We start from the raw sequence: 24,402 nt of genomic DNA on the forward strand, positions 1-24,402 counted from the left end.
TCGAATGCCCGCCGTGACGCTGTCGTTCCCGACGATACATTACGCGATCGTTTTGGCCCAGAACGCGAACATCCTCCGCAACAAGCCGTGCACAGGGCTCGTAATGTTGCTGCCGCTGTGCGATGACGCCGGACGCAGGCTGTTTTTGGCCCGAAAGCGGTCGTTGATCAACTCTCTCCTACTATGGGAGCTGGGCTTCGATTGCCGACTTGTCTATTACTGACCAAACTGAGCTGATCTTCGATCCTACGAACTCGTAGAAAACGTGCTCCGTAAAGGATACTCGACGTCCATTGACGCGCAGGCCCAAGAACTCGCCTTTCGGGGAGCAATCGAAGAAAAGGCGGGCTGCAAGGCGCGGCGGCTCACAGACAAGCAGTTGGACGTTGAACTGCAAATCCGGAATGTCTACGAAGTCCTTCACCAGCATTTCCCGGTAGCCCGATAGCCTTAGCAGCCGACCGTTATGCTGTACGTCGTTCTCAACGAAACGGCCAAGCTCGTCCCAGGCTTGCCGGTTGAGGCAATCCAAGTAGGCACGATATATATCGACGAGGTCTCCGGTCATGGACGTCTCCTTTTGCCGAAAGGCCCAAAAGCTACCCGATCTTCAACGTCAAGAGATAGCGCACTGCCCTCTTCCGCATATGCGGCGGTTCGCGCCTCTATTGGGCAGCATGGTTCTTCCCGTAGGAGCTTATCTGTCGCTTGCATTTATTTGGTGTCTTCCGAAGCCGGCGAAGCGACTCCTCTTCAACTGATCATTGCCCGTGTGGGCAAGGACCGGTTTCTGCTGGCTTCCTGCCGAAGGCATCGAGCGGTATCGCGTCAGCGATGCACAAAACGTGATCACCCGGCGAGCGTTTTGGTTCCAACAGCACTTCCGGTTTCAGAGGTGCCTACCACGAACAACCATCGGTGGGACGGTATGGCAAGACCGACGCTGCGAAAGTTGGACGCGGGAAAGCGAAAAAGCCTGCAAACCATAGCGCCGCAGAGATTTTGAAAGATCTTGCCTCACTTGCTTTCTAGCCTGTAAAATGCTACCTATAGATGAAATATTGGGAGACGCAGCTGGCAGTGTCGCAACCAGCTGACGATCAACGCCGTACGAAAGGCGGTCGCAACTCCGCAGTTTCGACGGCGCAAGAAGGCGGTTCGATTGCATCGAGGAGCGACCATCTTGCGCAAGGATTATATGTCGCGCCGCCGGCGGCGCTTCATCAGGAGGCAGTGCTATGTCTGAGGAAGTCGATCGCACGGGCGCGAAAAATGAGAGTGAAGTCGTAGCCCTGTCGAAAACACTTGCCTGGACATGCGGCGTGATCGCGCAAAGCGGCCCCGAGGAGCGACAGCGGATCGCGGCCGCCTATAGGCAAGCCCAAACCCTGATCGCCGGCATCCCGCTCGAGGGCGGTGACGCCCGCAGGCGGATCGTCGCCTGCATTGAGCGGTCAGATACCTATCGCGCGGCCGAGGACATCGCCTGCGTCGGCTGGATAATGACTGCCATCCAGGAGCGGGTGAACGAACGGGATCTTCCCCACTGGCGCCAGCTCCGCAAGGTTATCAAACTGGCCTTGAAACTCTTGGTCCAGCCGGAGGCTACCGTGCATTGAAGTGTAAGGCGGGATGGCGAGTGCTCTCGACGCGACGGCCGAGCCGGTGACGAAGAAGCAATGTTTCATCAGGGCGGTTCTGTTCGATCTCATGACCCGGAGATGTCGATGCCCATGCCAAAAAATTCACTCTCCTCTACGACAGGGAAGGCCCGATTCGGTTTCGCCCCGCTATGATCTGATGCCCACGCGGCTCGATCCCCATCTGACAGATCTGCTTGCCTTCAGCATTGGCGAAGCGACAAAGCTGACCGACCTCGACCTGGCGGATCTTGCAGCATTTTTGAATTGGGGATCGTCTCACCGCGCGCACAACTCGCCTCACACAAGACTGACCCGGGAAATTTCAGCAGGGCTTGCGGTCGAGCTGCCGAGGCTTGATCGGACTGGCTGTTCCGCCGTTTCAAGTCGTTCAACTCGAAAACCCTCATCGACTGGTCAACAGAATTCGCAAAGAGCTGATGCTGGATCGACAGCGACTACGCCCTCCACTCCTATCTAATGCTGTCTCGTAGCAGTGAGGCCCATTGCAATAAGGACAGATCGCTTTTCGTTTTACTCGCTCAAAGCATCAGTCCGCTAGAGACCAGTCTGATCGCACCTTGCCGTTGTGTTCGCCCAGCCTAGGCGACTTGTGATGCGAGTTCAGTGCCGCCCCTGAAAAGATGATTGGCGTTCGGATGCCCGGTATTCCTTCATTGTCCACCGCCATCTTCCTATGCGCGACTTGCGGGTCGGCGAATACGTCTTCCACGGTATTGATCGGCCCGGCGGGAACGCCCACACGCGCCAGGTCGGCCAGCAAATCCGTCCGTTTGAAAAGCTTTGTCTGCGCTTCCATCACCGATGTCAGTTCCTCTCGATGACGCACTCTGTCCGCGTTTGTCTTGAAACGGGCGTCGGCGGCCACAGCGAAAAGCCGGAGAACATCGCATATGCGTGCGAACTGACTGTCGTTTCCGCAGGCGATAATGATGTTGCCGTCGGATACCGGGAATACCTGATATGGCGCGATGTTGGGATGCGCATTGCCGAGCCGCGTCGGCGCCTTTCCCGAGGCCAGAAAATTCATCGCCTGGTTGGCCAGCACCGCGACCGTGCTGTCCAGCAGGGCCATATCGATATGCTGTCCCTCCCCCGTGCTGTTGCGGAGGATCAATGCGGCCTGGATGGCGATGACCGAATAGAGGCCGGTGAAGATATCGCCGAACGCCACGCCGATTTTCTGCGGCTCGCCGTCTGGCTCACCAGTCAAATCCATGATGCCCGCCATGCCCTGAACGATGAAATCATATCCTGCCCGGCCGGCATATGGGCCGGTTTGGCCAAAGCCGGTAATCGAGCAGTAGATCAGCGTGGGATTGATCGCCTTCAGGCTCTCGTAATCGAGACCGAACTTCTTCAGTCCGCCTACCTTGAAGTTCTCGATGACGACGTCCGCGTTCGCGATCAGTGCACGAACCCTTTCGACGTCTTCCGCCGACTTGAAATCCGCCGTGATGCCCAGTTTTCCGCGATTGCAGCTATGGAAGTAGGCTGCCGCGACATCCTCCCCATCCTCGATGAAGGGAGGCCCCCAGCGGCGCGTATCGTCGCCCTCCGGGCTTTCCACCTTGATGACGGTCGCTCCCAGGTCGGCAAGTGTCTGTCCAGCCCACGGACCGGCCAGGATACGGGCCAGCTCCACCACCCGAACGCCTTCAAGCGGAAATTGCATCGGTACTCCCTGATCATTGCTAAGCTCGCCGATCCGCCTCACATATTCGGGTAGACCGGCCCCTCGCCGCCCTGCGGCACCACCCAGTTGATGTTCTGGTTCGGGTCCTTGATGTCGCAGGTCTTGCAGTGGACGCAGTTCTGGGCGTTGATGACGAAGGTGTCCTTGCCGTCCTTCTCCACCCATTCATAGACCCCGGCCGGACGGTAGCGGGTTGACGGTCCGGCATAGACGTCGAGCTCCGAGGCCTTCTGCAGCTGAAAGAGAGAACGCTGCCTTTATTCGGGAGATCGCCTGCTCAGCCGTCTCGCCCGGCATTTTGCCGGTTTCGACCTGCCACCTGAAATATCCGGCACTCGTTTCGATGCTCGCCCGGATTCGAGCTTTATCGAGATCGTAAACAAAGGCCTCATGCCCATGTTTCGCCACGACTTCCGCGATGCCAGTCCCCATCTGGCCGGCGCCAATGACGGCGACGGTAGAAAGCTCATTCGCAATAGGCATGCTGCCTCTCGGTGATTTGTAAGTTGAAGCACGATCTGCGCCAAACAGACGATGGGGAATTAGAAGAATGCCTGGAGGCCAGTCTGCGCACGCCCAAGGATCAGCGCATGGACGTCGTGGGTGCCCTCGTATGTGTTGACCGTCTCCAAGTTCTGCGCGTGGCGCATGACATGGTATTCGATCTGAATGCCGTTGCCGCCATGCATATCCCGGGCTTGCCGCGCTATTTCAAGCGCCTTTCCGCAGTTGTTGCGTTTGACGATCGAGATCATTTCCGGGGCCATCTTGTGCTCATCCATCAGGCGGCCGACGCGAAGCGAGCCCTGCAGTCCAAGCGCGATCTCGGTCATCATATCGGCGAGCTTCTTTTGATAAAGCTGCATCCCCGCAAGCGGTTTGCCGAACTGCTTGCGGTCCAGACCATATTGACGGGCGCGGAACCAGCAGTCCTCGGCAGCTCCCATGACGCCCCAGGAGATGCCGTAGCGGGCACGGTTGAGGCAGCCGAACGGCCCCTTCAGACCGGAAACGCCGGGCAGAAGCGCATCCTCGGTGACTTCGACACCATCCATTACGATTTCGCCTGTGATCGAGGCACGCAGCGAAAGCTTACCGCCGATCTTCGGCGCCGAAAGCCCCGTCATGCCCTTTTCGAGAACGAAGCCGCGTATTTCGTTGTTATGAGCCTCAGACTTTGCCCAGACGACGAAAACATCGGCAATCGGCGAGTTCGAGATCCACATCTTGGAGCCCCGCAATCGATAGCCGCCTTCGATTTTCTCCGCGCGGGTTTTCATGCCGCCGGGATCGGAGCCCGCGTCGGGTTCGGTCAGGCCGAAACAGCCGATCAGCTCACCCGTGACGAGGCCCGGCAGATACTTTTTCTTCTGCTCGTCAGAGCCGTAGGCGAAGATCGGGTAAATGACCAGCGAGGACTGCACGCTCATCATCGATCGATATCCGGAGTCGATGCGCTCGACCTCGCGAGCGATCAGGCCGTAGGCGACGTAGGATGCGTTCGCGGCTCCGTACTCTTCCGGCAGCGTCACACCGAGAAGGCCGGTCTGCCCCATTAACCTGAACAGTTCCGGGTCGGTCGTTTCGTCGAGATAGGCCTCCTGGACGCGCGGCAGGAGTTCGGATTCTGCGAAAGCCGCGGCGGACTCGCGGATCATCCGTTCATCTTCGGTCAGCTGATCATCGAGCAGAAAGGGGTCATTCCAAGAAAAGGCCAAGATCGTCATCCTCCCGTTGAGGTTTTCGGCGGTTCGATTTGATGGAATTAGAACCGTTTTTCCGGCATTGAGAAAGCGAGGTTTACTCATCAGCCTATGAGTTATAGTAATAGCTGATGGCAAACCTGTCACGAAGACTCCTCCCCTCGACCTCCGCTCTCGCGGCTTTCGATTCCGTCGCGCGGCTAGGCACCTTCTCTGCGGCAGCTGAGGAGCTTTCCTTGACGCAGGGCGCTATCAGCCGGCAGATTGCCGCGCTTGAACAACAACTGGGCGTTTTGCTGTTCGAGCGCACGAGCCGTGGTGTCAACCTCACAGAGGCCGGCACCGATTATGCGCGAGCCATTGCCAGCGCTCTGGCGGAAATTCGTTCCGCTTCATTGCAGGTCATGACCAAACAGCATAACGATCAACTCAATCTTGCCATCTTGCCAACATTCGGAACCCGCTGGCTGATGCCACGCATTCCGCGATTTGTCGCCAGACACCCGCAGATCACCTTGAACTTCGCGACGCGCATAGGGATATTCGATTTCGACCGCGACGACATCGACATGGCAATCCATATCGGCCAGCCTGACTGGCCGGGGGCGGAAATCACATTTCTGATGGAGGAGATGGTAGCGCCGGTCGCGTCCCCGTCTTTTCTGATTTCGCATCCCATCTTGGAGGCTGAGGATCTGCTTCGCCTGCCGCTGCTGCAGATGACATCCCGTCCTGGGGCCTGGAGCCATTTTTTCGAGAGCCTCGAGATCAGCGGCACCCCATCGCAGGCGATGCGGTTCGAGCAGTTCAGCAATGTTGCCCAAGCCTGCATTGCCGGGCTGGGGCTCGCGTTGATGCCGCTTTTCCTCATCGACTCCGAGCTTGCGAATGGCCAGCTCGTTCAAGCCCTTCCGCATCAGGTCAAAAGCCCCAGCGCCTACTATGCGGTCGCGCCGCTCAGCAGGAAGAATTTGCGTCCGGTCGTGGCGTTTCGAGCATGGCTTATCGAAGAGATCGCGCGTTACCAGCAATCGCTGCCGGCTGATGGAGGAACTCGGCTGCAATAGCAGCTGGTGCAGGGCCCATTCGACCCTTCGCTCATGTTCGATTGCAAGCGTTCAAGGGGCACTCGACGTTGCTGATCCACGGCCCTTGATTGGTGCCCAAAGACGCCAGTCAGGGGGAACCTACTTGATCCTAAGATCCGGCCACTTTCGTCGCCGCAACAGTTATTAGCACAAAGAGATTTCCGCTCTCTCCGTTCTAATTATTAGAACGATGAATTCCTGAGCGATTTATAACTTTCTTTCGACAAAATATTGCGTTTGAAATCAAAGCGCAATGGCTTGAGGGCTCGATCGTACCTCAACGCGAAGCTCATCCTGCCTAATTTTCAATCACGTATAAAATTTCATCAAAACTCTTGCAAAAAGCGGCTTCTGCATGAGACAAAGAGCTCGCGGGTAGAAGCGGTCTGAACCATGGTTCTGGACATTGCTCGGCAGGTAAATCTGTCGAGGAGTGTCCAAATGCAAGGGAAAATCAGCGATCTCGCCCCGAAATCCGCCGAGATCGACACCGGATTCGACCAGCTTCGCACGCATCGCTGCTTTGCATGCCTGAGAAGCAAGCGCCCCGAAAAACGCGATTGCGCGATCGCCAGGCTCGTTGCGAATGGCTTCCATCCGGAGCGCGTCGCTAATCTCCGTCCGTACTTAAAAACAGAACACTGATTGCGAAAGGTCGACCCATGTCCCGCACCAAGCTTGCTTTCTATGCACTTGCCGCAACCCTTTCTGCCGGCGCAGCATCAGCCGCCGACAAGGTCATCTTTCAGCTTGACTGGCTGCCGGGCGGCGACAAGGCGCCGATCTATGTCTGCATCCATGAAGGCTTCTGTTCGGAGGCCGGCCTCGAGGTGGAAATTGCCTCCGGTCGCGGCTCGACCGACGCCATCTCGCGCCTGGCCGCTGCATCCTCCGACATCGGTGTTTCGGATATCGGCGCCCTGATGGCCGCCCGCGCCAATGAAGGCGTGAAGGTCACGGCCGTCATGTCGCTGTTCAACAAGGGACCGCATGCCTTCTACGTCGCCAAGGGCGGCTCGATCGCAAGCGTTGCCGACGTCAAGGGCAAGACGATCGCGACGTCGCCATTCACATCGTCCAATGTCTATCTGCCACTGGTGCTCAAGGATGCCGGCATCGACATGGCGGATGTCAAGCTCATCAAGGCCGATCCCGGCGCACTCGGCCCGATGCTGATGACCGGCAATGCCGACGGCATCATCGCCTGGATGACCGACCTGACGCGCTACAGCAATCAGGGCAAGGAGGCCGGCAAGGAGATCATTGCTTTGCCGTGGTCCGCAGCCGGTCTCGAGCTCTATTCCGCATCCCTCATCGCCAGCGACGGTTTCCTTGCCAAGCGTCCGCAAGTCGCAGCCCGCTTCGTCACGGCGTACAAGAAATCCGTCGAGTTCGCCAAGGACAACCCGGAGAAGGCTGCCGCCGCTGTTACCGCCATCGTACCGGAACTCAGCTCGGAAGATGTTCAGGGCTCGCTCAAGGACACGCTGCCGCTCATCTTCAACGAGGTAACGGAGAAGGACGGCCTCGGTGTCTTCGAAACCGCCCGCCTCGCCGAAACCTGGCACCGTGTCTCCGAAGCACAGGGCATCGATCCGGTCAAGCTCGATCCGGAAACCATGGTCAACCGCACCTTTGCCGCAACGGAGTAAACGTCATGGCGATACCCGCTATCCGCTTCGCCAGGCTGGGGCAGGTTTTCGAGACCCGATCCGGACGCACGGAAGCACTGCGCGACGTCAGTTTCGATGTGGCCCGGCATGAGTTCGTCTCGATCCTGGGCCCTTCGGGCTGCGGGAAATCGACACTCCTGCGAATGATCGCCGGCCTGCTGAAGCCAACGTCCGGCTCGGTTGACGTCTTCGGCCTGCCGGTCGATGCACCCCGTGACGATATCGGCATCATCTTCCAGAAGCCGACGCTGCTTCCCTGGGCCACTGTCGAAGACAATGTCGTGTTTCCCGCACGTCACAAGACCGGCCGGGTAACGGCAGAGGAACGCGAGCGGGCGGGCGAGCTCCTGAGGATGGTCGGACTTTCCGGCTTCGAGAAGCGCTTGCCGGACGAACTGTCCGGCGGCATGCAGCAGCGCGTCGGCATTGCCCGCGCGCTGCTCATGGACCCGGACATTCTGCTGATGGACGAGCCCTTCTCGGCGCTGGATGCCCTGACGCGCGAAGTGATGGGCTTCGATCTGCTGCGCATCTTTTCCGAACGTCCGAAGACGGTGGTCTTCATCACGCATTCCGTTAGCGAGGCGGCGCTTTTGTCCGACCGCGTTTTGGTGATGACGGAAAGACCCGGCTCCATCCTCACCGAAGTCACCGCCCCCGTCGGCCGGCCGCGCGGCCCCGAAACTGCAAAGGACAAGGCGATCTATGACCTCTCCGATTATCTCCGCGATCTCCTCCTCAACCGTCACGCGGCATGACGCCATGCAGAGCCGTACGCCAGTCGCCTTCTTCAAGCAGGTGCTGGCATTGCCGGGCATCACGACGATTGCAGCCCTCATCGGCGCCGTCATCCTGTGGGAAGCGGCAGCGCGGCTCCTGTCAATCCCGACCTATCTTCTGCCCCCGCCAAGCGCGATCCTCGGTTCGTTCTCGTCCATCGGCTTCGAGCGCTGGGTGGGCCACATCGCCGCGACGTTGCGGGTGGCACTGATCGGCTACGCGATGTCCATCGTCATCGCCATTCCGCTCGCGGTCGTCATGATGCGCTCGCCGTTCCTGTCGCGAACGCTCTATCCGCTGCTCGTCGTCGTGCAGTCGACGCCGGTGGTGGCGATCGCGCCGATCATCATCGTGGTGCTCGGAGCCGGCGATGCGCCGCGCATCGTCATCACCTGTCTCATCACGTTCTTTCCACTCGTCGTATCCACGGCAACCGGCCTTGCAGCGACCCCACCGGAACTGATTGAACTATCGCGAAGCTTGCGCGCCTCGGGCTTTCGCGAGACCACCCAGATCCGTCTGCCGTTTGCGGTGCCTTACATCTTCTCGGCTCTGAAAATCTCGATCACGCTTGCCGTCATCGGCGCCGTGGTTGCGGAGTTCTGCGCATCCGAAGCCGGCGTGGGTTATTTCATTCAGCTGTCGACCTCGCTGTTCAAGCTGCCGCAGGCCTGGGCTGGCCTGCTGGTGCTCGCTGCGATGTCGCTCCTGCTGTTTCAGGCCGTGGTCCTGACGCAGAAGCTCCTCTTCCCCTGGAGTGTGCCGAAGAACAGCTGACTCATCCGGAGTCGAAGCAGTCGGGCTCTGCCCCGACACTGCCCCTCAACCGCCGGTCCGCCGGCGTTCACCCAGGAGAATGGTATGAATATCCAGACAGACACCCTCGCCGAACTCGCCAAGGAAGCGACTATCGGCGGCATGGGCACGACCGTGGACCGGGAAATCCCCGTCATCGACCTTGCCGACTTCGACAACCGAAAGTACGAGATCGCCGATGCGTTATGGCACGCCTCGGTTGAGATCGGCTTCTTCCAGGTTTACAATCACGGCATCGCCCAGGATGAGATCGACGCGGCCTTCGATACGGCATGGACGTTCTTCGAACTGCCGACCGAGGTGAAGGCAAAAACCCCGATGCCGAAGGGCATCAATGCCGGCTGGGAATTCAAGGCGCAGGTCCGCCCCTCAACCGGCACGCCGGATAACAAGGAAAGCTTCCAGCTCACCCGCCCGGACATGGTCCGTCTCAACCTGTGGCCAAGCGAAGACGATCTTCCGGGTTTCCGGGAAAAGATGCTCCGCTTCGAGCGCCAGAATTGGGAACTCGGTATGCGCATCCTCTCCTGCTTCGCGCTGAAGATGGGCTTTGCCGAGGATTTCTTCACAAAGGCGCACGATCCCTCTTCGGATCAGTACCAATCGACGTTGCGGCTCATCCACTACATGTCGATGGAAGGCGCCAAGCCGGAAGACTTCACGTCGTGGCGTGCCGGCGCGCATTCGGATTTCGATTGCCTGACAATCCTTCACCAGAAGGAAGGCGAAGGCGGGCTTCAGGTGTGCCCGGGAAAGGATGCGGCCCTGCACGAATGGACGGACGTGCCGCCGCGCAAGGGATATATCACCTGCAATATCGGCGACATGCTGATGCGCTGGTCGGACGACCAGCTGCAGTCGACGCTGCACCGGGTGCGCATGCCGCGCAAGGACGAGTATATGGGCCGCCGCCTGTCCCTGCCCTTCTTCTGCCAGGCAAACCGCGATGCCGTCATGCAGGGTCCGCTTGGCAAATACGAGGCGATCACGGCCGGCGAATACCTGACCCGACGCATCAACGCCAATTTCACCAAGAAGTAACGTTGAAGATGGTCCGTTGCGGTGACATCGTAAAACAGTCAATCCGACCCCCGTCAGGCAACGGACCAATCATGCTTCATGGACGCGCGCTGCGCTACATCGACGAGGTGGCCCGACAGGGCTCCATCCGCAAGGCGGCGAAGACATTGCACGTCGCCGCCTCTGCGGTGAACCGCTACATCCTGGAGCTTGAGGAAGAGCTGCAGGCGCCCATCTTCGAGCGCCTGCCGCGCGGCCTGCAGCTTACGAGTTCCGGCGAGATCCTCATCCAGCACATTCGCGAGACATTGCAGGCGCATCAGCGGATGCGAGCGCAGATCCAGTCCCTCAAGGGGCTCGATCGCGGCGAGGTGATATTGGCGACCATGTCGACGCTTGCCGCCGGCCGCATCGCCGAGATTGTTGCCGCCTACCGCGAAGAACATCCGCACGTCAGGCTGCGGATCATGGTCGGCGACCGGACGACCGTCGCGGAAATGGTGGCACTCGGCCAGGCCGATCTCGCCATCGCCTATAACCTGTCGGACGATACCCGCCTGCAGCGCGCCGCCGAATTCCGCCATGCGCTGGGAGCGGTCGTCGCCCCTGAGCATCCACTCGCAACCCGCAAGACCGTTCGCATGTCGGACTGCCTCCTCTATCCGCTGGTTCTGGCGGATCGATCGCTGTCGCTGCGCGAGGTCGTCGAGGCAACGGCACCGGCGCGTGCCACACTTGTTCCCGTCGTCGAGACCAATTCCATGGAGCTGATGAAGCGCTTGGCCCGGACGGCCCCGCATATCACCTTCCTCAACCGGCTCGACGTCGACCGCGAGATGGCTGCCGGCGAACTGGTCTTCATTCCGCTTACTGGAACCGGCTCGCTGCAAAGGCTCAATATCCTTCACCGCGCCCGCGGCTCGCTTTCGCCTGCCGGCAGCCATTTCATGCAATTCGCGCAGGAGCGCCTGCTCGCCTCGTTCGACGAGAGTTGACCGCCTCAGCAACCCATCCGATAAAGACCCTCACCATGAACGATCTTTCCCTGTTTCCAAGCCTTGCCGCCCGTCTGGCGAGACCAGAACGCATTCGCCTTGCAAAAGCACGCGTGCCGGTCGCGCTGCTTTTCGATGATGTGCCGGGTGCAGAGGTGGATCGAGACGGTTCAGCTCTCGTCGATATTCTGATCGAGGATGGCAGGTTTGCCGCCCTGACGCCCGCCCTCCCCGAAAGCGGCGAAGAGACCGTCGCCCTTGACGGCCGCCATGTCTGGCCGCTTCTGATCGATGCGCATGCCCATCTCGACAAGGGCCACACCATCGGACGAGCACCGGATTCCGGCGGCACGCATCCAGGCGCCCGCGCCGCAACGACGGCAGACCGCCTCGCCTACTGGAATGCGGACGACCTTATGCGGCGGATGGAATTCGGCCTTGCTACGGCCGACGCCCATGGCGTAGTGGCCATCCGCACCCATCTCGACAGCCACGAAGGGCAGGCGGATATCACCTGGAACGCCTTTGCCCAGGCGCGCGAACGCTGGAAAGGCCGCGTCACCTTGCAGGCAGCCGGCCTCGTGCCGCTCGATGCCTATCGCGACGACTACGGTGCGCGCCTTGCCGATATCGTTGCTGGCCATGGCGGTTTGCTCGGCGGCGTGACCCGCGCCTCCGGGGGAACGCATGGTTCGAGCCTCGACGATATCGACCTGCTGCTCGACCAGCTGTTTGCGCTGGCGAAGGAACGAGAACTGGATGTCGATCTGCATGTCGATGAGGCTGCACAGGCCGATGCGCTGCCGCATGTGGCGCGCGCCACCATCCGCCACGGTTACGAGGGGCGCGTCACGTGCGGCCACTGCTGTTCGCTTTCGCTTCTGAGCGAGGACGAATTGCGCGAGAGGATCTCGCTGATCGCCGATGCCGGCCTTTCGATCATCACGCTGCCAACCGTCAACATGTATCTCCAGGATCGCGAAGCTGGCCGCACCCCGCGCTGGCGCGGGGTCACGCCCATGCAGGAACTGCGCGCGGCCGGCATTCCGGTCGCGGCCGCAGGCGACAATTGCCGCGACCCGTTCCACGCCTATGGCGATCATGACATGCTCGACACCTGGCGGCAATCGGTGCGCATCCTGCATCTCGACCACCCCTACGCGGATGCGACCGCGCTTGCCGGCCCGACACCGGCCGGCATCATGGGCATCGACGCCGGCACCATCGGCATCGGTCGTTCGGCTGACCTGATGATCCTGGAAGCCTGGAGCCTCGACCAGGTTATCGCCCGCCCGCACTCGGACCGAGTCATCCTCCGCCGCGGCATCTTCGCCAACAGGGCATTACCGTCCTACAGCATGCTCGCTGATTTCCAGTTGGCCTGAGCCCGGATCCGCTCCCGTCCACGAAACAATAAAGGGGGGCCGGCGAAGCTCGCCGGTCCCCTTGGCTATTAAGTCCTGATATCCACTACTGACGGCCTATTCGAGGCCGTCCGGCGCCGGTGCCGCTCTCCGTGCCTGGACCTTCCAGCACCGACGTGACGAGCAGCGTGGCTGGGTTGTTTCAGCAGCCCGATCCGTGATCGGCATTTTGCCTACGCTCTCGTCCTTTGGCGGAAGCCCTCGGATGCTTGCGCAATCCCTCGGCTCGTTCGAAGGAGTTCGGTGTCGATCGTGCCGGGTGCGACTGCATTGTCGCGGATCCCGTCGTCATCGACCGCTAAGAAATTCGATGGCGGGATGCTGTTCCGCGACAGGAAAAAGGATGCCAACATGATGTCGAACTTCCAGCCCTGCTTTCGGCAGGTGGCGTCTGTAGCCTTTATCACTTCACCAACGCTATTCCCGCGTCAAAGCATACTGATTATGAACGGTTACCGTTCCTCAGGCGGTTTGAGTTGGCGAAACTGCAGCAACAATAGAAGGTCGTAAACAATCTTCAGCACGGCACAGATGACGAGGGGCGAAGATCGATAGGTTGCAGCAAAGAGAGCACCTGCAAGGGCGGGACTGGCCGCTGCGGCCAGACTGCGCGGCGCGGATGTGAAGCTCGCGGCCGCGGCCCGCTCCGCCTCCGTCACAACCGCCATCACATAGGAAGAGCGCGTCGGCACATCCATCTGCGAGAGCGCCGCCCGGACCAACAGCAGGGCTAGCGCCATGGGCAAGGTGGGCGCGAACGCCGCCAACAGCAGGGCAATGCTTGACGGGATATGGGTGAACACCATGGTGTTGATCAGCCCGATGCGCCGCGACAGCCATGCGGCCACAGGAAACGAGAACGCCGATAGCACGCCCGTCCAGAAGAAGAATACCCCAGCCTCGGAGAGCGACAGATCGAAACGCTCGAACAGCCACAAGGCCAGCAGCGACTGAACGACGAAGCCGCCTGCGAAGGCGTCGAGGCTGAACAGAGCTGCGAGCTTCAGAACGATGGCGCGCGAGGGTCCGAGCGCGGCTTTGGCGGATTCGTGACTGACCATTCGCTTCGGTAGGCGGGCATAAAGAAGGCCGCCGGCAATGCCCACGAGCGAATAGAGCACGAACATCAGCTTGATGGCGGTCAGTCGTTCGAGCCCGATGACGGTTGAGAAATCCGGCAGGGCGGCCGCGAGCGCGCCGGCGGCGCTGGCGAGTGCCCCGATGAGGCTGTAACGGGCAAACACCCCCGTCCGCTCCGCATCGGTCACTTCGCGGGTGAGCGCCGCGTGCTCCAGCGGAATGAAGACACTCACGCTGCCGGCCGACGGATTGATCGTGCCGGCAAATGCAATTACCAGCAGCAGCAAGTAATCGTGCGCCAGGGACATCGCGACGCCCGTGGCCGTCGTCAGACTCGCGGCGGCCAGGAGCATCCAGCGAAGGTCGTAGCGCGCTCCGAGGAAGCCGATCGCAATCGTCAAGAGCGCAGAGCCAAAGAGCGATGCCGTCGCAATGATGCCGACCTGCAGCGGAGAAAATCCGAGAGCGAGCAGATAGACCGGCAACAGGATAGCGACGAAGCCGTCGCCGAAGTCACGCAAGGCGCGCGCTCCGAAAAGATATGTCGCAGGGTGGGTGCTTCGAACTAATCTCACTGTTTCCTTTCGCCCGCGCGCTCCTGTGTTCCTTTCACTAGCGTTTACGAGATCATGAGCGTCCAGATCATACCGGCGACGGCGCAGGCCAGCAGCGTCGCGATGACTGACGCGCGGAACCGGAAGATTGCAACCCCTGCAGCCAGGGTCAGCGCGAGCGACGGCAGAACCAGCGAGCTCAGGACAGGCACTTCGAGCGAGAACCGTCCGATGTCCCAGGCCACCACCTCCGCAAACAGCGTGTGCAGGCCGAACCAGACGGCAAGGTTGAGGATCACCCCGACGACGGCGGCGGTGATCGCCGACATCGCACCCGTCAAGGCGATATTGCCTCGCAGCCGTTCAATGAAAGGCGCGCCGAGGAAGATCCAGAGGAAGCAGGGAACAAAGGTCACCCAAGTCGTCAGGATTGCCGCGAGCGTCGCCGCCATCATCGGGTTCAGCGAACCGGGATCGCGATAGGCTCCCATGAAGCCGACGAACTGGACCACCATGATCAGCGGACCCGGCGTCGTCTCCGCCATGCCGAGGCCATCGAGCATCTCACCAGGTCTCAGCCAGCCATAATGCTGGACCGCTTCCTGCGCGACATAAGCGAGCACGGCATAGGCTCCGCCGAAGGTCACGACCGCCATCTTGCTGAAGAACAGTCCGATCTGGGTGAAGACGCTGTCCGGTCCGAGGAAGACGACGAGGAGCGCCAGTGGCACCAACCACAGCGAAAGGAACACCGCCGATACCCGAAGGGACCAGGCGAGATTCGGGCGAGCATGGACCGGCACCTCCTCGCCAAGGACAGAGTCCTCGTCCTTGAGAATTGGGCCGCTGCCCGCTTTGTGGCCGCCACCGATCCGGAAGAGCGGGGAACCGAAGCGGCCGCCGATATAACCGACAATACCCGCCGCCAGGATGATCAGCGGGAAGGAAACCTGAAAGAAGAAGATCGCAATGAAGGCTGCCGCAGCGATGGCGATCATCAGCCAGTTCTTCAGCGCCCTGCCGCCGATCCGGAACACTGCCTGGACGACGACGGCAAGCACCGCCGCCTTGAGGCCGAAGAACAGCCCTTCGATGACGCTGACATTGCCGAAGGCGGCGTAGATGTAGCTTAAGCCCAGGATAGCAAGGAAGCCGGGCAGCACGAACAGCGTGCCGGCGACGAGGCCGCCGGCTGTCCTGTGCATGAGCCAGCCAATGTAGACGGCAAGCTGCTGTGCTTCCGGACCGGGCAGCAGCATGCAGTAGTTGAGCGCGTGCAGGAACCGGTGCTCGCCGATCCAGCGCTTTTCATCGACGAGAATGCGATGCATGACTGCGATCTGGCCGGCGGGTCCGCCGAAGCTTAAGGCCGCGATCCTCAGCCACACTCGCAATGCTTCACCAAAAGGAATGCCATGAGCGTATTGCTGCCGCCGCACTGTGTCAGCGGCGGCCTTTCTGACTATCTCGGTCATCTTAGACCCCTTTCTTCGGCGAGGGCCAGTTGTGAGGCAAGCTTTTCGGGGGAAATTTCAAGAAGTGACGGCATAACGCGTCCTCCGTCTAGCGGTTGAATGGACGCGATGCTTCGGCTGTCGCCTCGTGGGGTGATCGCAGCCCCATGCGCGATGTTTTCCTCGCTTGGCCCAGAGTTGTCAAGCGGTGGAACCCTCAGGTGGTCGCATGAATGTCGTGCTCAGCAGAAGGTCCGAGCAGCCGTTGATTACCTGCGTCGTCCGGTTAAAGCCTGGTGCGACGGCGATATGTTCTGCAATGGAAAGCCAGCCAGCGATGCCGTCCAGATCACCCAAAGCCCGCTGAAGACTCCCAAGGATCGCCGGCGTCGATAGCCTCGCGGCCTCGTAGGCCTGCTCGGGCGACACCTCGCTCCCAACTTTGCCGGGCGGCACGAGCGTGCCGTTTGCTCGCTGGGGGCCGTGTCCTGATGCGTGGGCGATTTTGCAGCGCCGGGCTAGGGCGCAACCTTACGATCCTGACACCCGGAGGGCTGGAGGAATTCTTCGTTGAGGGGCCGCACGCGAGTTGCGCATTCCTGACCAGGTAACCGAAGTGGCGGAACTCGCGGGCCGCTATGGGATCGAGTTTCCGTGGACCGGCCAAGTGGAGCGTCGGAAGCCCCATCCGATGGTCGGCTCAGACAGCAAGATTCCACCCGCTGCCGTCCCTCGGCGTGGTGCTCTGAAGCCGAGAGGCGCCACTGACGTTTCTTCACCTTCTCCGCCAGGGCGTTCGCCTTTTCGAAAAAGTGACCTCGCGGCAGCTAGCAAACCTTTCGCAGGAAACGTGATGGCCTCGCTTTCGAGTGTCCGGGAACCCCACGACAGGCTCCGACGTTGTACCCGGTCTCGCGCCGTCGCAACTGGCGGATCTGTCGGCAAATAAAATGAGGAGTGTTCCAATGGTCAGTGAAGACGACCGCAAGCCACTTCATCATACGCAAAAGATGAAAACCCGCCTCGACGAGATGATCGGCCATCTGCGGGAGGACGTTGAGAAAGTCGACGAGCCACAGTTCAAAGCCATGTTCGAGACAGCCGCGGAAGTTCTCGAGGGTTTGAAAACGGCCTTCGCCCATTACGAACATCGCAGTGAAAAAGCCTGGCGCTAAGACTGCATGCGTACCACGCGGTCGCTGCTCCGCCATGCTCTTCGCGCAACCCTATTACCCAAGAGATAAGGAACTCTCGGTCGCGTGATGGGCGGTGCCAACGCCACGGTGGTGAGTACTCGGAGCCGCGCTCTACCAGCCCGTTGGTCCGCACGAGTTTGCGCTTGCGCTGACCTGCTTTGTCCTTCTCATGGCGTGGCCTCCCCTCCGTGGATCGTGGTGGTCGTCCCGGTCGGCGGCGCTGATAGGCTTCGCCTGATCTCCACTTCAGGATGGCGGCGGGCCGAATATTCGCCTGATGACGTCGTCGCCATGGGACTCGAAACACCGGCCATGGCTCAGTAAAATGCAATCCGGACGCCAGGAGTGGATTTTCGCGAACACTGCAGTCGCCTTTCGCGCTGCAGTAACAGCGGCAGGCGCATGCGGAAGAATATCTGGCCCGCGGGGGTGGTCCATTCCGCTGAATCTTATAGCCGTTCCCAAGGCTCGGCCACCTTGTCGAATTCGATGTTGATGATCGGGTCCGTGAGAACGAGCGTCTTCGACGTCCTGGAAGATGAACTCCTTGAAATATCCGCCGGGAAACAGCGTCTGGTCGATGTCCCGCAACCATTCCTCGGGCGGATTGAGCTCGAGGTCGCGCGCGAACGTGACGTCGATGTGCCGGGCGCTTGAGTTGTCGCAGCCCAAGGGGCCGACGAGCGCAACGGATATCGACGGAGACGCCTCGTGATCACTGGAACAGCCATAATGCTTGCGGGCTATCGATCGTAACGGATGCCACGTCGTTTTTTCCTCCAGAGATCAAAGACCGAGCTGCCAGATTTCGGCGGCGACAATGTTTCTCTCAGGTGCCGTAAGGCGCACTGCGCTCACCCCGTTGAAACCGGGCAGCCGCTTGGTTCCCGTCCAGCGGCCATCGTCGGCGAAGACCTCAATGGAGCCTGCATCGAGAAAGATCCGGATGGTCGACGGGCGGGCGCCGGCGGCGATATAGCGGGGAGCTGCCTTGGTATTCGCCACCGAAAAAGGAATGCTCAGCCCGTCCTTGTTCAGCTGGACCGCGACCGTCGCCCCGGGATGTTCGAGATCGAGGCGGAAAGCGTTGCCGGCTTGCCCCAGGGTTAGCAGGATCTCGACGGAGCCGTTGACGAGATCGACAGTCCGGCCATCCAGAAAACCTCCGGCATCCAGCTGGTGCTGCCGCAGGCTTTCGATGCCTGATACCGGCGGCGTGATCAGCGCGCCGCTTTGCAGTGCCAGCCGGCGCGGCAGGGTCATCGCCGTCGGCATGTCGATCTCTCTTGAGATATCCGTCCAGTTGGCAAGCCAAGCAATGCCGACCGCCCCCCCCTCGTCGACGAAGGCCTGGAACGCGTAGGCGTCGGTGCCGAAATCCAGTTCTTGTTCGAATTCAATCAAGAACCGTTGGCCATCGAACCGGCCGATGGTCGCAAGCGTCATGTTGCGCCGGCCTGTTACCGGGTCGCGGCTCGTCAGGAGACCAAAGATCAGGGCCCAGCGCGTCGAAGGGTCGCTTGCGGGACCGTCGAGGGGCACCATGCAGGGGCACTCCGCCGCTGTCATCCCGAAGCGGTTCTCGCGGTGAAGCGTGCCAAGGAAAGTCCATCCCGATGCCGCGGCCGGATCATCGGTTTCATAGAGCAGGATGACGCCGCCCTCGCGGTCTCGCGTGCCAAGCAGCATCTTCCATTTGCCGTCGGGGCCCGAGAAGACGTAAGGGTCGCGGAAGTCCCTCGTCAGGCCAAGCCCGGCGGGACGCGTCGGCAGGATCAGGTCTGCCGGGTCGACATTGACAAGATCGCGGCTGGTGGCGGTGAACTGAACCTGTTCCTCCGGTTCCCGATCCTTCATATGCTCGGTAAAGAAAATGCGAAGACCGGCTTCGTCGCCGGGAAGAGCGATCGCCGAGCCGGAAAATGCGCCGCCCCGCCCGTCGGCCCGCGCGGCGAGTTCATCCGAAGGCGGAAGAAAGATCGGGAGATGCGTCCAGCGAAGATAATCCTGCGAGACCGCATGACCCCAATGCATGTTGTTCCACCGAAGACTGTGGGGATAGTGCTGGTAGAAGAGGTGCAGCCTGCCGCCGAACCTTCCAAAACCGTTCGGATCGTTCATCCAGCCGAAGGGCGGGCGGAAATGATAGCCGCCCGGGACTGCGGGGGCGGCATTGGCAGGGCGCACATGCAGCAGCCGGATGCCCTCTTCAAGAACCCGGGGCTGAAGGAAGGCATAGAGCACCGAGACCTCGGTTGTAGCAGGATCGTAGGAGAAGACGGTGTCTCCGCCTCTTTCCAGCGTCAGCAGCCGAAACTCGAACTCATGCGGATTTGATGTTTCCACAACGCCGGCCGTGTTCCCGTCGACATGTGCCGTCAGCCTTCCCGGGGCTACGCAATGGGATGCCTTGATCCAGGCATGGACCGTGGACCCCGCGGGCAGGACGGCGCTGATCGTCTCCAGCTCCACTTCATCGGAGGCAGAAATCGCTTGGCTTGTCATCAATTCAACCTTTCACGGCAGAGCCGATAAACGAACTCACGAACCAGCGCTGGAATGCGAGGTAGAGCCCCAGGATCGGGGTCATCATCAAAACGGAGGCGGCCATCGCTCGATCCCAGTAGATGCTGTCCTGTCCGAAGAAGGTCGCGATGGCGACGGCGATCGGCCGGGCATAGTCGGTCTGCGTGACGAGGATCGGCCAGAGATACTGGTTCCAGGTCTCGATACCCATCAGGATCGACACGGTGGCGAGTGCGGGCAGGCTAAGCGGCAGGAAGATGGAGCGATAGGCCCGGAAAAAGGATGCGCCGTCGATCTCGGCCGCTTCCAGCAATTCCTTCGGCAGCTGCGCGAAGAACTGGTAGAACAGGAAGATGTAGAGGGGGCTTGCGACCCAGGGCACGATCTGCACCGCGAAGGTGTCGGACATTCCCGCTCGCGAGACCATGATCACGAGCGGCATGATGATGCTTTCCTGCGGGATCACATAGAGCGCGATCACGATGGACAGGATGATGGCGCGGCCCTTGAGCGATCCGCAGGCAAGAACGAAGCCAGCCATCGAATTCACGATCAGGCCGGAGCAAACCGTGGTGACCAGGATGATCAGCGAGTTGATGAGGTATCGTCCGAAGGCGAGTTCGCCGGAGAGGTGGCCGACTTCCGCATAGTTGGACAACGTCGGGTTCGACACCCAGAAGGCCCGGAAGCTGCCCATGTCGGCAAGGATCTGGAACCTGTCGTCCTTGAGGCTCGCCACGACCAGGAGCAGCAACGGAGAGACGATCACCAATGCGATGATGAAGATGGAGGCCGTTTGGACGCTTCGGAGAACCCTGGCGGCGGAACGAGGCCGCGCGCTGCGGGCCTGCGGGATCGAGAGAACGATATCAGACATCGAAGCGCCTCAGGAGCTGGCGCTGGATCAGCGCGATGACGAGAACGATCACGAACAGGATGACCGAGACGGCGGAGGCATAGCCCATTTTCTGCTCTTCGAAGCCGGCGCGGACCATGTAGTGCACCACCGTTTCGGTGCTGCTCTTCGGTCCGCCCTGCGTGAGAATGGCGACCTGGGTATAGAGCTTGAAGGCCTGGATGGTCGTGATCACGAGCACGAAGACATGGGTCGGACGCAGGCCGGGCATGGTCACATGCCAGAAGCGGCGGAAAGCGTTCGCGCCGTCGATCTTGGCGGCGTCGTAGAGTTCGTCCGGAATGCCCTGAAGGCCGGCGAGGTAGACGATCATCTGGAAGCCATAGGCCTGCCAGGCCGAGAGCAGGACGAGCGAGAACATTGCCCATTGCGGATCGCCGAGCCAATCGATCGGCTGGATCGCTCCGCCGGAAAGGAAGCCGAGGATCTGGTTGAACGGGCCCGTCGGATATTGGAACAGAGTGCCCCAGATGACGCAGACCACGACCATCGAGGTGATCGCCGGCAGGAAGAACATGCCGCGCAAAAGATTGCGGAACGGCAGCTTCTGATGAAGCAGGAGCGCTGTCGCGAAGGCGAGGCCGCACTGCGCCGGAATGATCCAGAAGGTGAAGCGCGACACGTTCCAGAGCGCCGTCCAGAAAAGATCGTCCTGGAAGATACGGATGAAATTGTTGAACCAGACGAACCGGACCGGCGTCGGCCGTGGCACCAGAGGCTGGTTGGTCATCGCCGTCCAGAAGGACAAGAGGAACGGCAGGATCAGAAAGAGGGTCAACAGGACGACGGCCGGCGCAAGCATGGCCGCTTCCTGCATCGCCCGTCCCTTGTCATGCCGGCGTACCGGAGCTTTTCGGACGGATGTCGAAGATGTCGATTGTTGCATGACCATGCAGTCCTCCTTTCCAAACCTGGATGCCGGTCCCGCCCTGCGATGTCCGGCGGAGACATCGCAGGGCTTCGACCTGTCGGCGGCGACCACGCTTACTGCTCTTCGCCGAACGGCGGATAGCCGTCATTGTCCTCGATATCCTGATCGATCTTGTTGGCGGCCGATGTCAGCGCCTCCTTGGGATCGCCGCCATTGAACACCTCGTCGACGGCCTGCATGAAGGCGGAGGTGATGGTCGGATAGGCTGGATGCGGCGGGCGCGCGACGGCCGTCTTCGATGCCTGTTCGAAGGCGATCGCCATCGGGCCGCCTGGAGCATAGAGCGGAGATTCAGCAGCGAAGCTCTTTAGTCCGGGGTAACCCGACTGACTTGCGACGAAGCTCCGAAACTCCTTGTCCTTCAGCAGGAAGCTGATGAACTTGCCGGCGATATCGGGATGCGCCGATGTCTTGGTGATTGCCCAGATCCAGGTGCCATCAGGGCTCGCACCCTTGGCGCCGAACTTTGGAAGCGGCAGCACGACAATGTTGTCCTTCATGGTCGCGGCGGCTTCCGCATAGACCCAGTGCCCGCCGAGCGCCAGCGCCGCCGGATTGCCTTCGGCGAAGAACTGGTTGGTTCCGGCCGACTGCGGCACGACCCAGCCATTCTTGACCCACTTCTGCATCATCGCCAGCGCATCGGCGCAGGCGTCGCTATCCAGCGTCCCTCCGGATTTCCAGGCCTTGCGGTCGATGAGGTCGCAGCCGGCCGATTGCAGGATCGGTCCATAGGCATAGGTGATCCATTCGGTCTTGATGCCATAGCCGCGGAAGGTGTCGATCGGCCACTTCACGCCGTCGAGCTTGGAAAGCTTCTCGAGATAGGTTTCGAACTCCTCCCAGGTCCAGGCATCGTCGACGGATTTCGGGATGCGGGCGCCGATTGCTTCGAGATATTTCTTGTTGCCGTAAAGTACGACCGACGAGTCGGTCAGGCCGATCGCATAGAGGTCCTTATCGATCGGGTATGTGCCCTGGGCGATGTTGGACTCCGTCATGTCGTCGAGGAGGTCCTTGTCGATCAGCGGTTTGATGGGCTGAAGATAGCCCGACCAGACGTAATTGGCGAGGAACGGCGCATCGAGCTCCATGACGTCGGGCAGCTGCTTGGCCATGACGGCGGCGCTGAACTTCTCGTTATAGGCATCGTGCGGCGCATAGATGAACTGCACGTCGACATCGGGATTGGCGGCTTCGAACCGCTCTGCGACCTTGCCATAGGCGGCGACAAAACCGGGATCGCCCTGATGCATGACCTGGATTGCGGTTTTCTCGGCTGCCTGCACCCATGTAGCGGTTAGCGCCGAGGACAGGACCAGAGACCAAAGTAAACGTTTACCCATAAGAATTCCTCCTCAATTGAATGGGCCTGTTTCAATTTATACGGATGCCCGCTCCACCAGCTGGAACGGAAGTTTCTGCACTCCGACCGGGGGCCGGTCTTCGGCAAGCAGGATTTGCGCGGCCTGGCGGCCCATGGCGCGATGGGGAAGCGCCATGGTGGTCAGCGGCGGGTCGAGACGCGAGGCAATCTCGACCTGGTTGTCGAAACTCGCAACGGCGACGTCGTCGGGAATGGCTGCGCCAGTCCGGCGCAGCGCGGCATAGACCTCCATGGCCACGCGGTCATTGCCGCACAGGATGGTATCTGGGCGCCGGGGGCCGCTCATGAGCTCATGCACATGCGTGGCCACGAGGCTGTGCGCCCGGTCGCTGTAGATCGCCTTGCTGACTGCGGGCAAGACGATGGCGTTGGCTCCGTCGATGCCCGCATGATCGAGCGCCTGCCGGAAACCGAGTTCCCGGAGTTCGCCTGCGAGCAGCCCCGGCAGATTGATGAAGGCGATATTGTGCCGGCCGGCATCGATGAGGTAGTTGGTAATCTCGAGCGCCGCCCCCGTTTCGTCGGGCACCAGAGAGGTCACGCGATCGTTGGCATCCCGGCAATTGATCATGACGCCGACCGCATCGGAAAATTCGGGCGGCAGGTCGACGTTCTTGTGATACATGGCGGCATAGGCGATCGCCCGCGGGCGAAAGCGCCGCATCTCGTCGAGTATCGATGCTATGCTCCGGTGGCCGCCGAGCGTCATGGCGAAGACGGCCATGTCGGCGGCGCGTACTGCGCCGTCGAGCCCTCTGATGATCTCGGTCGCGAAAGGCGACGTGATCAGATCGTCGGCGACAAGGCCGACGAGCGGCATCCAGCCCTGCCGCATGCTGCGAGCGGCGAAGTTGGTGACATAACCGATCTCCTCGGCGATCTCCTTGATCCGCTGCCGGGTTTCCTCCGACATGCGCGCCGAGCCGCCATGCAAGGCGCCTGAGACGGTCTTGACGGAAACGCCTGCGCGGGCGGCTATGTCATTGAGCGATGCAGTCACTGGGTTCGCTTTGGGTTATCGATTACCCAATCTGTTAATGGTTGCTCGTCTTGGAGTCAACAGGGCTTGAGGATAGTCCGCAGCGATGGAGGCGGTTGCCGTTAAGCCGACGATCGACATGCTCACGGCCCATCCTGACATCAAGGCCCTTTACGGGATGTACGATGAGGCCGAGACCGGCGCCGCAAAGGTTCTTCAGACACGCGGGCACAGACAAGGTCGGTATCGCAGTCGTGGATGACGACGATCTCTCTGCTGAAGTCGAACGCGATCCAGGGCATCTTCTTCCAGGAGGCGGTTGGACAGGGAATCGACGGGACGCAGGAGGTCGTCAATGCAATCACCGGTGCGCCGGTCAAGAAAGACCTCGCTCTCATCATGCCTCTCGTGGCGGAGGATAAGGTCGACAACGCCCGAAGCGAAGGCCGTCGCACGGGTATTCCCGCCCGCCAACTAAGTGGTACGGACGTCGGCTGCTCTAGTCGGCGCCCCTTTTTCGGCG

The 24,402-nt window shown here is 60.8% G+C and carries 22 protein-coding genes and 3 pseudogenes; 11 read left to right on the top strand and 14 right to left on the bottom strand.

What is annotated here, in order from left to right; genetic code table 11:
* Positions 1-181: 181 nt before the first annotated feature.
* Positions 182-568: an ester cyclase gene (locus AM571_RS34165; RefSeq protein WP_074065331.1), complete on the bottom strand. Its 387-nt coding sequence runs from the start codon at positions 566-568 to the stop codon at positions 182-184.
* Positions 569-1,238: 670 nt separating this feature from the next.
* Here AM571_RS34165 and AM571_RS34170 point away from each other — a divergent pair.
* Positions 1,239-1,619 (top strand): hypothetical protein, encoded by a 381-nt coding sequence (locus AM571_RS34170; RefSeq protein WP_074065332.1) that lies wholly within the window; start codon positions 1,239-1,241, stop codon positions 1,617-1,619.
* 571 nt (positions 1,620-2,190) lie between these two features.
* Here the strand turns inward: AM571_RS34170 and AM571_RS34175 are convergent.
* The 4 genes and pseudogenes from AM571_RS34175 to AM571_RS34190 form a co-directional block, all read right to left on the bottom strand.
* Positions 2,191-3,336 carry a CaiB/BaiF CoA transferase family protein gene (locus AM571_RS34175; RefSeq protein WP_074065333.1) on the bottom strand — a complete coding sequence of 382 codons (1,146 nt, stop codon included), beginning with the start codon at positions 3,334-3,336 and terminating at the stop codon, positions 2,191-2,193.
* Between the two features lie 38 nt (positions 3,337-3,374).
* A pseudogene (locus AM571_RS34180) lies at positions 3,375-3,593 on the bottom strand (4Fe-4S dicluster domain-containing protein); the annotation flags it as partial.
* Positions 3,523-3,840: a 3-hydroxyacyl-CoA dehydrogenase NAD-binding domain-containing protein gene (locus tag AM571_RS34185; RefSeq protein WP_257788706.1), complete on the bottom strand. Its 318-nt coding sequence runs from the start codon at positions 3,838-3,840 to the stop codon at positions 3,523-3,525. The pseudogene AM571_RS34180 and the gene AM571_RS34185, both read right to left, overlap by 71 nt.
* Positions 3,841-3,899: 59 nt before the next feature.
* Positions 3,900-5,084, bottom strand: a complete 1,185-nt coding sequence (locus AM571_RS34190) for an acyl-CoA dehydrogenase (protein ID WP_074065334.1) — start codon at positions 5,082-5,084, stop codon at positions 3,900-3,902.
* Between the two features lie 107 nt (positions 5,085-5,191).
* On the opposite strand from AM571_RS34190, the gene AM571_RS34195 reads away from it, so the two are divergent.
* Complete coding sequence (locus AM571_RS34195) at positions 5,192-6,127, top strand: LysR family transcriptional regulator (RefSeq protein ID WP_074065335.1); 936 nt, start codon at positions 5,192-5,194, stop codon at positions 6,125-6,127.
* A 330-nt stretch (positions 6,128-6,457) separates the two neighbouring features.
* Here the strand turns inward: AM571_RS34195 and AM571_RS36760 are convergent, their stop codons facing one another.
* Positions 6,458-6,745, bottom strand: coding sequence for a hypothetical protein (locus AM571_RS36760; RefSeq protein WP_155774572.1), 288 nt, complete (start codon positions 6,743-6,745; stop codon positions 6,458-6,460).
* Between the two features lie 65 nt (positions 6,746-6,810).
* Between AM571_RS36760 and AM571_RS34205 the strand changes: the two genes are divergently transcribed.
* The 6 genes from AM571_RS34205 to AM571_RS34230 all read left to right on the top strand — a co-directional run bounded on the left by AM571_RS34205 (position 6,811) and on the right by AM571_RS34230 (position 12,817).
* Positions 6,811-7,800: an ABC transporter substrate-binding protein gene (locus tag AM571_RS34205; RefSeq protein ID WP_074065337.1), complete on the top strand. Its 990-nt coding sequence runs from the start codon at positions 6,811-6,813 to the stop codon at positions 7,798-7,800.
* Between the two features lie 5 nt (positions 7,801-7,805).
* Positions 7,806-8,579, top strand: coding sequence for an ABC transporter ATP-binding protein (locus tag AM571_RS34210; RefSeq protein WP_074065338.1), 774 nt, complete (start codon positions 7,806-7,808; stop codon positions 8,577-8,579).
* A gap of 4 nt (positions 8,580-8,583) precedes the next feature.
* On the top strand, positions 8,584-9,378 hold the full coding sequence (locus tag AM571_RS34215; protein ID WP_074065339.1) for an ABC transporter permease: 795 nt from the start codon (positions 8,584-8,586) through the stop codon (positions 9,376-9,378).
* A gap of 84 nt (positions 9,379-9,462) precedes the next feature.
* The gene (locus AM571_RS34220) at positions 9,463-10,458 is read left to right on the top strand and encodes an isopenicillin N synthase family dioxygenase (RefSeq protein ID WP_074065340.1); all 996 of its coding nucleotides are present in this window, start codon (positions 9,463-9,465) and stop codon (positions 10,456-10,458) included.
* Between the two features lie 2 nt (positions 10,459-10,460).
* Complete coding sequence (locus AM571_RS34225; RefSeq protein ID WP_081377280.1) at positions 10,461-11,432, top strand: LysR family transcriptional regulator; 972 nt, start codon at positions 10,461-10,463, stop codon at positions 11,430-11,432.
* A 35-nt stretch (positions 11,433-11,467) separates the two neighbouring features.
* Complete coding sequence (locus AM571_RS34230; protein WP_074065342.1) at positions 11,468-12,817, top strand: cytosine deaminase; 1,350 nt, start codon at positions 11,468-11,470, stop codon at positions 12,815-12,817.
* A gap of 221 nt (positions 12,818-13,038) precedes the next feature.
* Here AM571_RS34230 and AM571_RS37910 read toward each other — a convergent pair.
* The 3 genes and pseudogenes from AM571_RS37910 to chrA all read right to left on the bottom strand — a co-directional run.
* A pseudogene (locus AM571_RS37910) lies at positions 13,039-13,155 on the bottom strand (3-ketoacyl-ACP reductase); the annotation flags it as partial.
* Positions 13,156-13,308: 153 nt separating this feature from the next.
* On the bottom strand, positions 13,309-14,511 hold the full coding sequence (locus tag AM571_RS34240; RefSeq protein WP_074065344.1) for an MFS transporter: 1,203 nt from the start codon (positions 14,509-14,511) through the stop codon (positions 13,309-13,311).
* A gap of 44 nt (positions 14,512-14,555) precedes the next feature.
* Positions 14,556-15,965 (bottom strand): chromate efflux transporter, encoded by a 1,410-nt coding sequence (gene chrA, locus AM571_RS34245; RefSeq protein ID WP_074065345.1) that lies wholly within the window; start codon positions 15,963-15,965, stop codon positions 14,556-14,558.
* Between the two features lie 944 nt (positions 15,966-16,909).
* Here chrA and AM571_RS34255 point away from each other — a divergent pair.
* Both AM571_RS34255 and AM571_RS36770 read left to right on the top strand, forming a co-directional pair.
* The gene (locus tag AM571_RS34255) at positions 16,910-17,119 is read left to right on the top strand and encodes a hypothetical protein (protein WP_074065347.1); all 210 of its coding nucleotides are present in this window, start codon (positions 16,910-16,912) and stop codon (positions 17,117-17,119) included.
* A gap of 528 nt (positions 17,120-17,647) precedes the next feature.
* Positions 17,648-17,797: a hypothetical protein gene (locus AM571_RS36770; RefSeq protein WP_155774573.1), complete on the top strand. Its 150-nt coding sequence runs from the start codon at positions 17,648-17,650 to the stop codon at positions 17,795-17,797.
* A gap of 129 nt (positions 17,798-17,926) precedes the next feature.
* Here the strand turns inward: AM571_RS36770 and AM571_RS34265 are convergent, their stop codons facing one another.
* The 5 genes from AM571_RS34265 to AM571_RS34285 form a co-directional block, all read right to left on the bottom strand.
* Entirely contained in the window at positions 17,927-19,645 is a 1,719-nt protein-coding gene (locus tag AM571_RS34265) for a GH32 C-terminal domain-containing protein (RefSeq protein ID WP_074065746.1), read from the bottom strand.
* Positions 19,646-19,649: 4 nt separating this feature from the next.
* The gene (locus tag AM571_RS34270) at positions 19,650-20,543 is read right to left on the bottom strand and encodes a carbohydrate ABC transporter permease (protein ID WP_074065349.1); all 894 of its coding nucleotides are present in this window, start codon (positions 20,541-20,543) and stop codon (positions 19,650-19,652) included.
* A complete protein-coding gene (locus AM571_RS34275) occupies positions 20,536-21,474 on the bottom strand; it encodes a carbohydrate ABC transporter permease (protein ID WP_074065350.1) in 939 nt (312 codons plus the stop codon). The genes AM571_RS34270 and AM571_RS34275 overlap by 8 nt, the downstream gene beginning before the upstream one ends.
* A 92-nt stretch (positions 21,475-21,566) precedes the next feature.
* Entirely contained in the window at positions 21,567-22,859 is a 1,293-nt protein-coding gene (locus tag AM571_RS34280; RefSeq protein WP_074065351.1) for an ABC transporter substrate-binding protein, read from the bottom strand.
* A 36-nt stretch (positions 22,860-22,895) separates the two neighbouring features.
* Positions 22,896-23,900 (bottom strand): LacI family DNA-binding transcriptional regulator, encoded by a 1,005-nt coding sequence (locus tag AM571_RS34285; RefSeq protein WP_074065352.1) that lies wholly within the window; start codon positions 23,898-23,900, stop codon positions 22,896-22,898.
* 97 nt (positions 23,901-23,997) lie between these two features.
* Between AM571_RS34285 and AM571_RS34290 the strand changes: the two are divergent.
* A pseudogene (locus AM571_RS34290) lies at positions 23,998-24,357 on the top strand (ABC transporter substrate-binding protein); the annotation flags it as partial.
* Positions 24,358-24,402: the final 45 nt, after the last annotated feature.

The organism is Rhizobium etli 8C-3, assembly GCF_001908375.1.
In the GTDB taxonomy this organism is placed as follows: Bacteria; Pseudomonadota; Alphaproteobacteria; order Rhizobiales; family Rhizobiaceae; genus Rhizobium; species Rhizobium etli_B.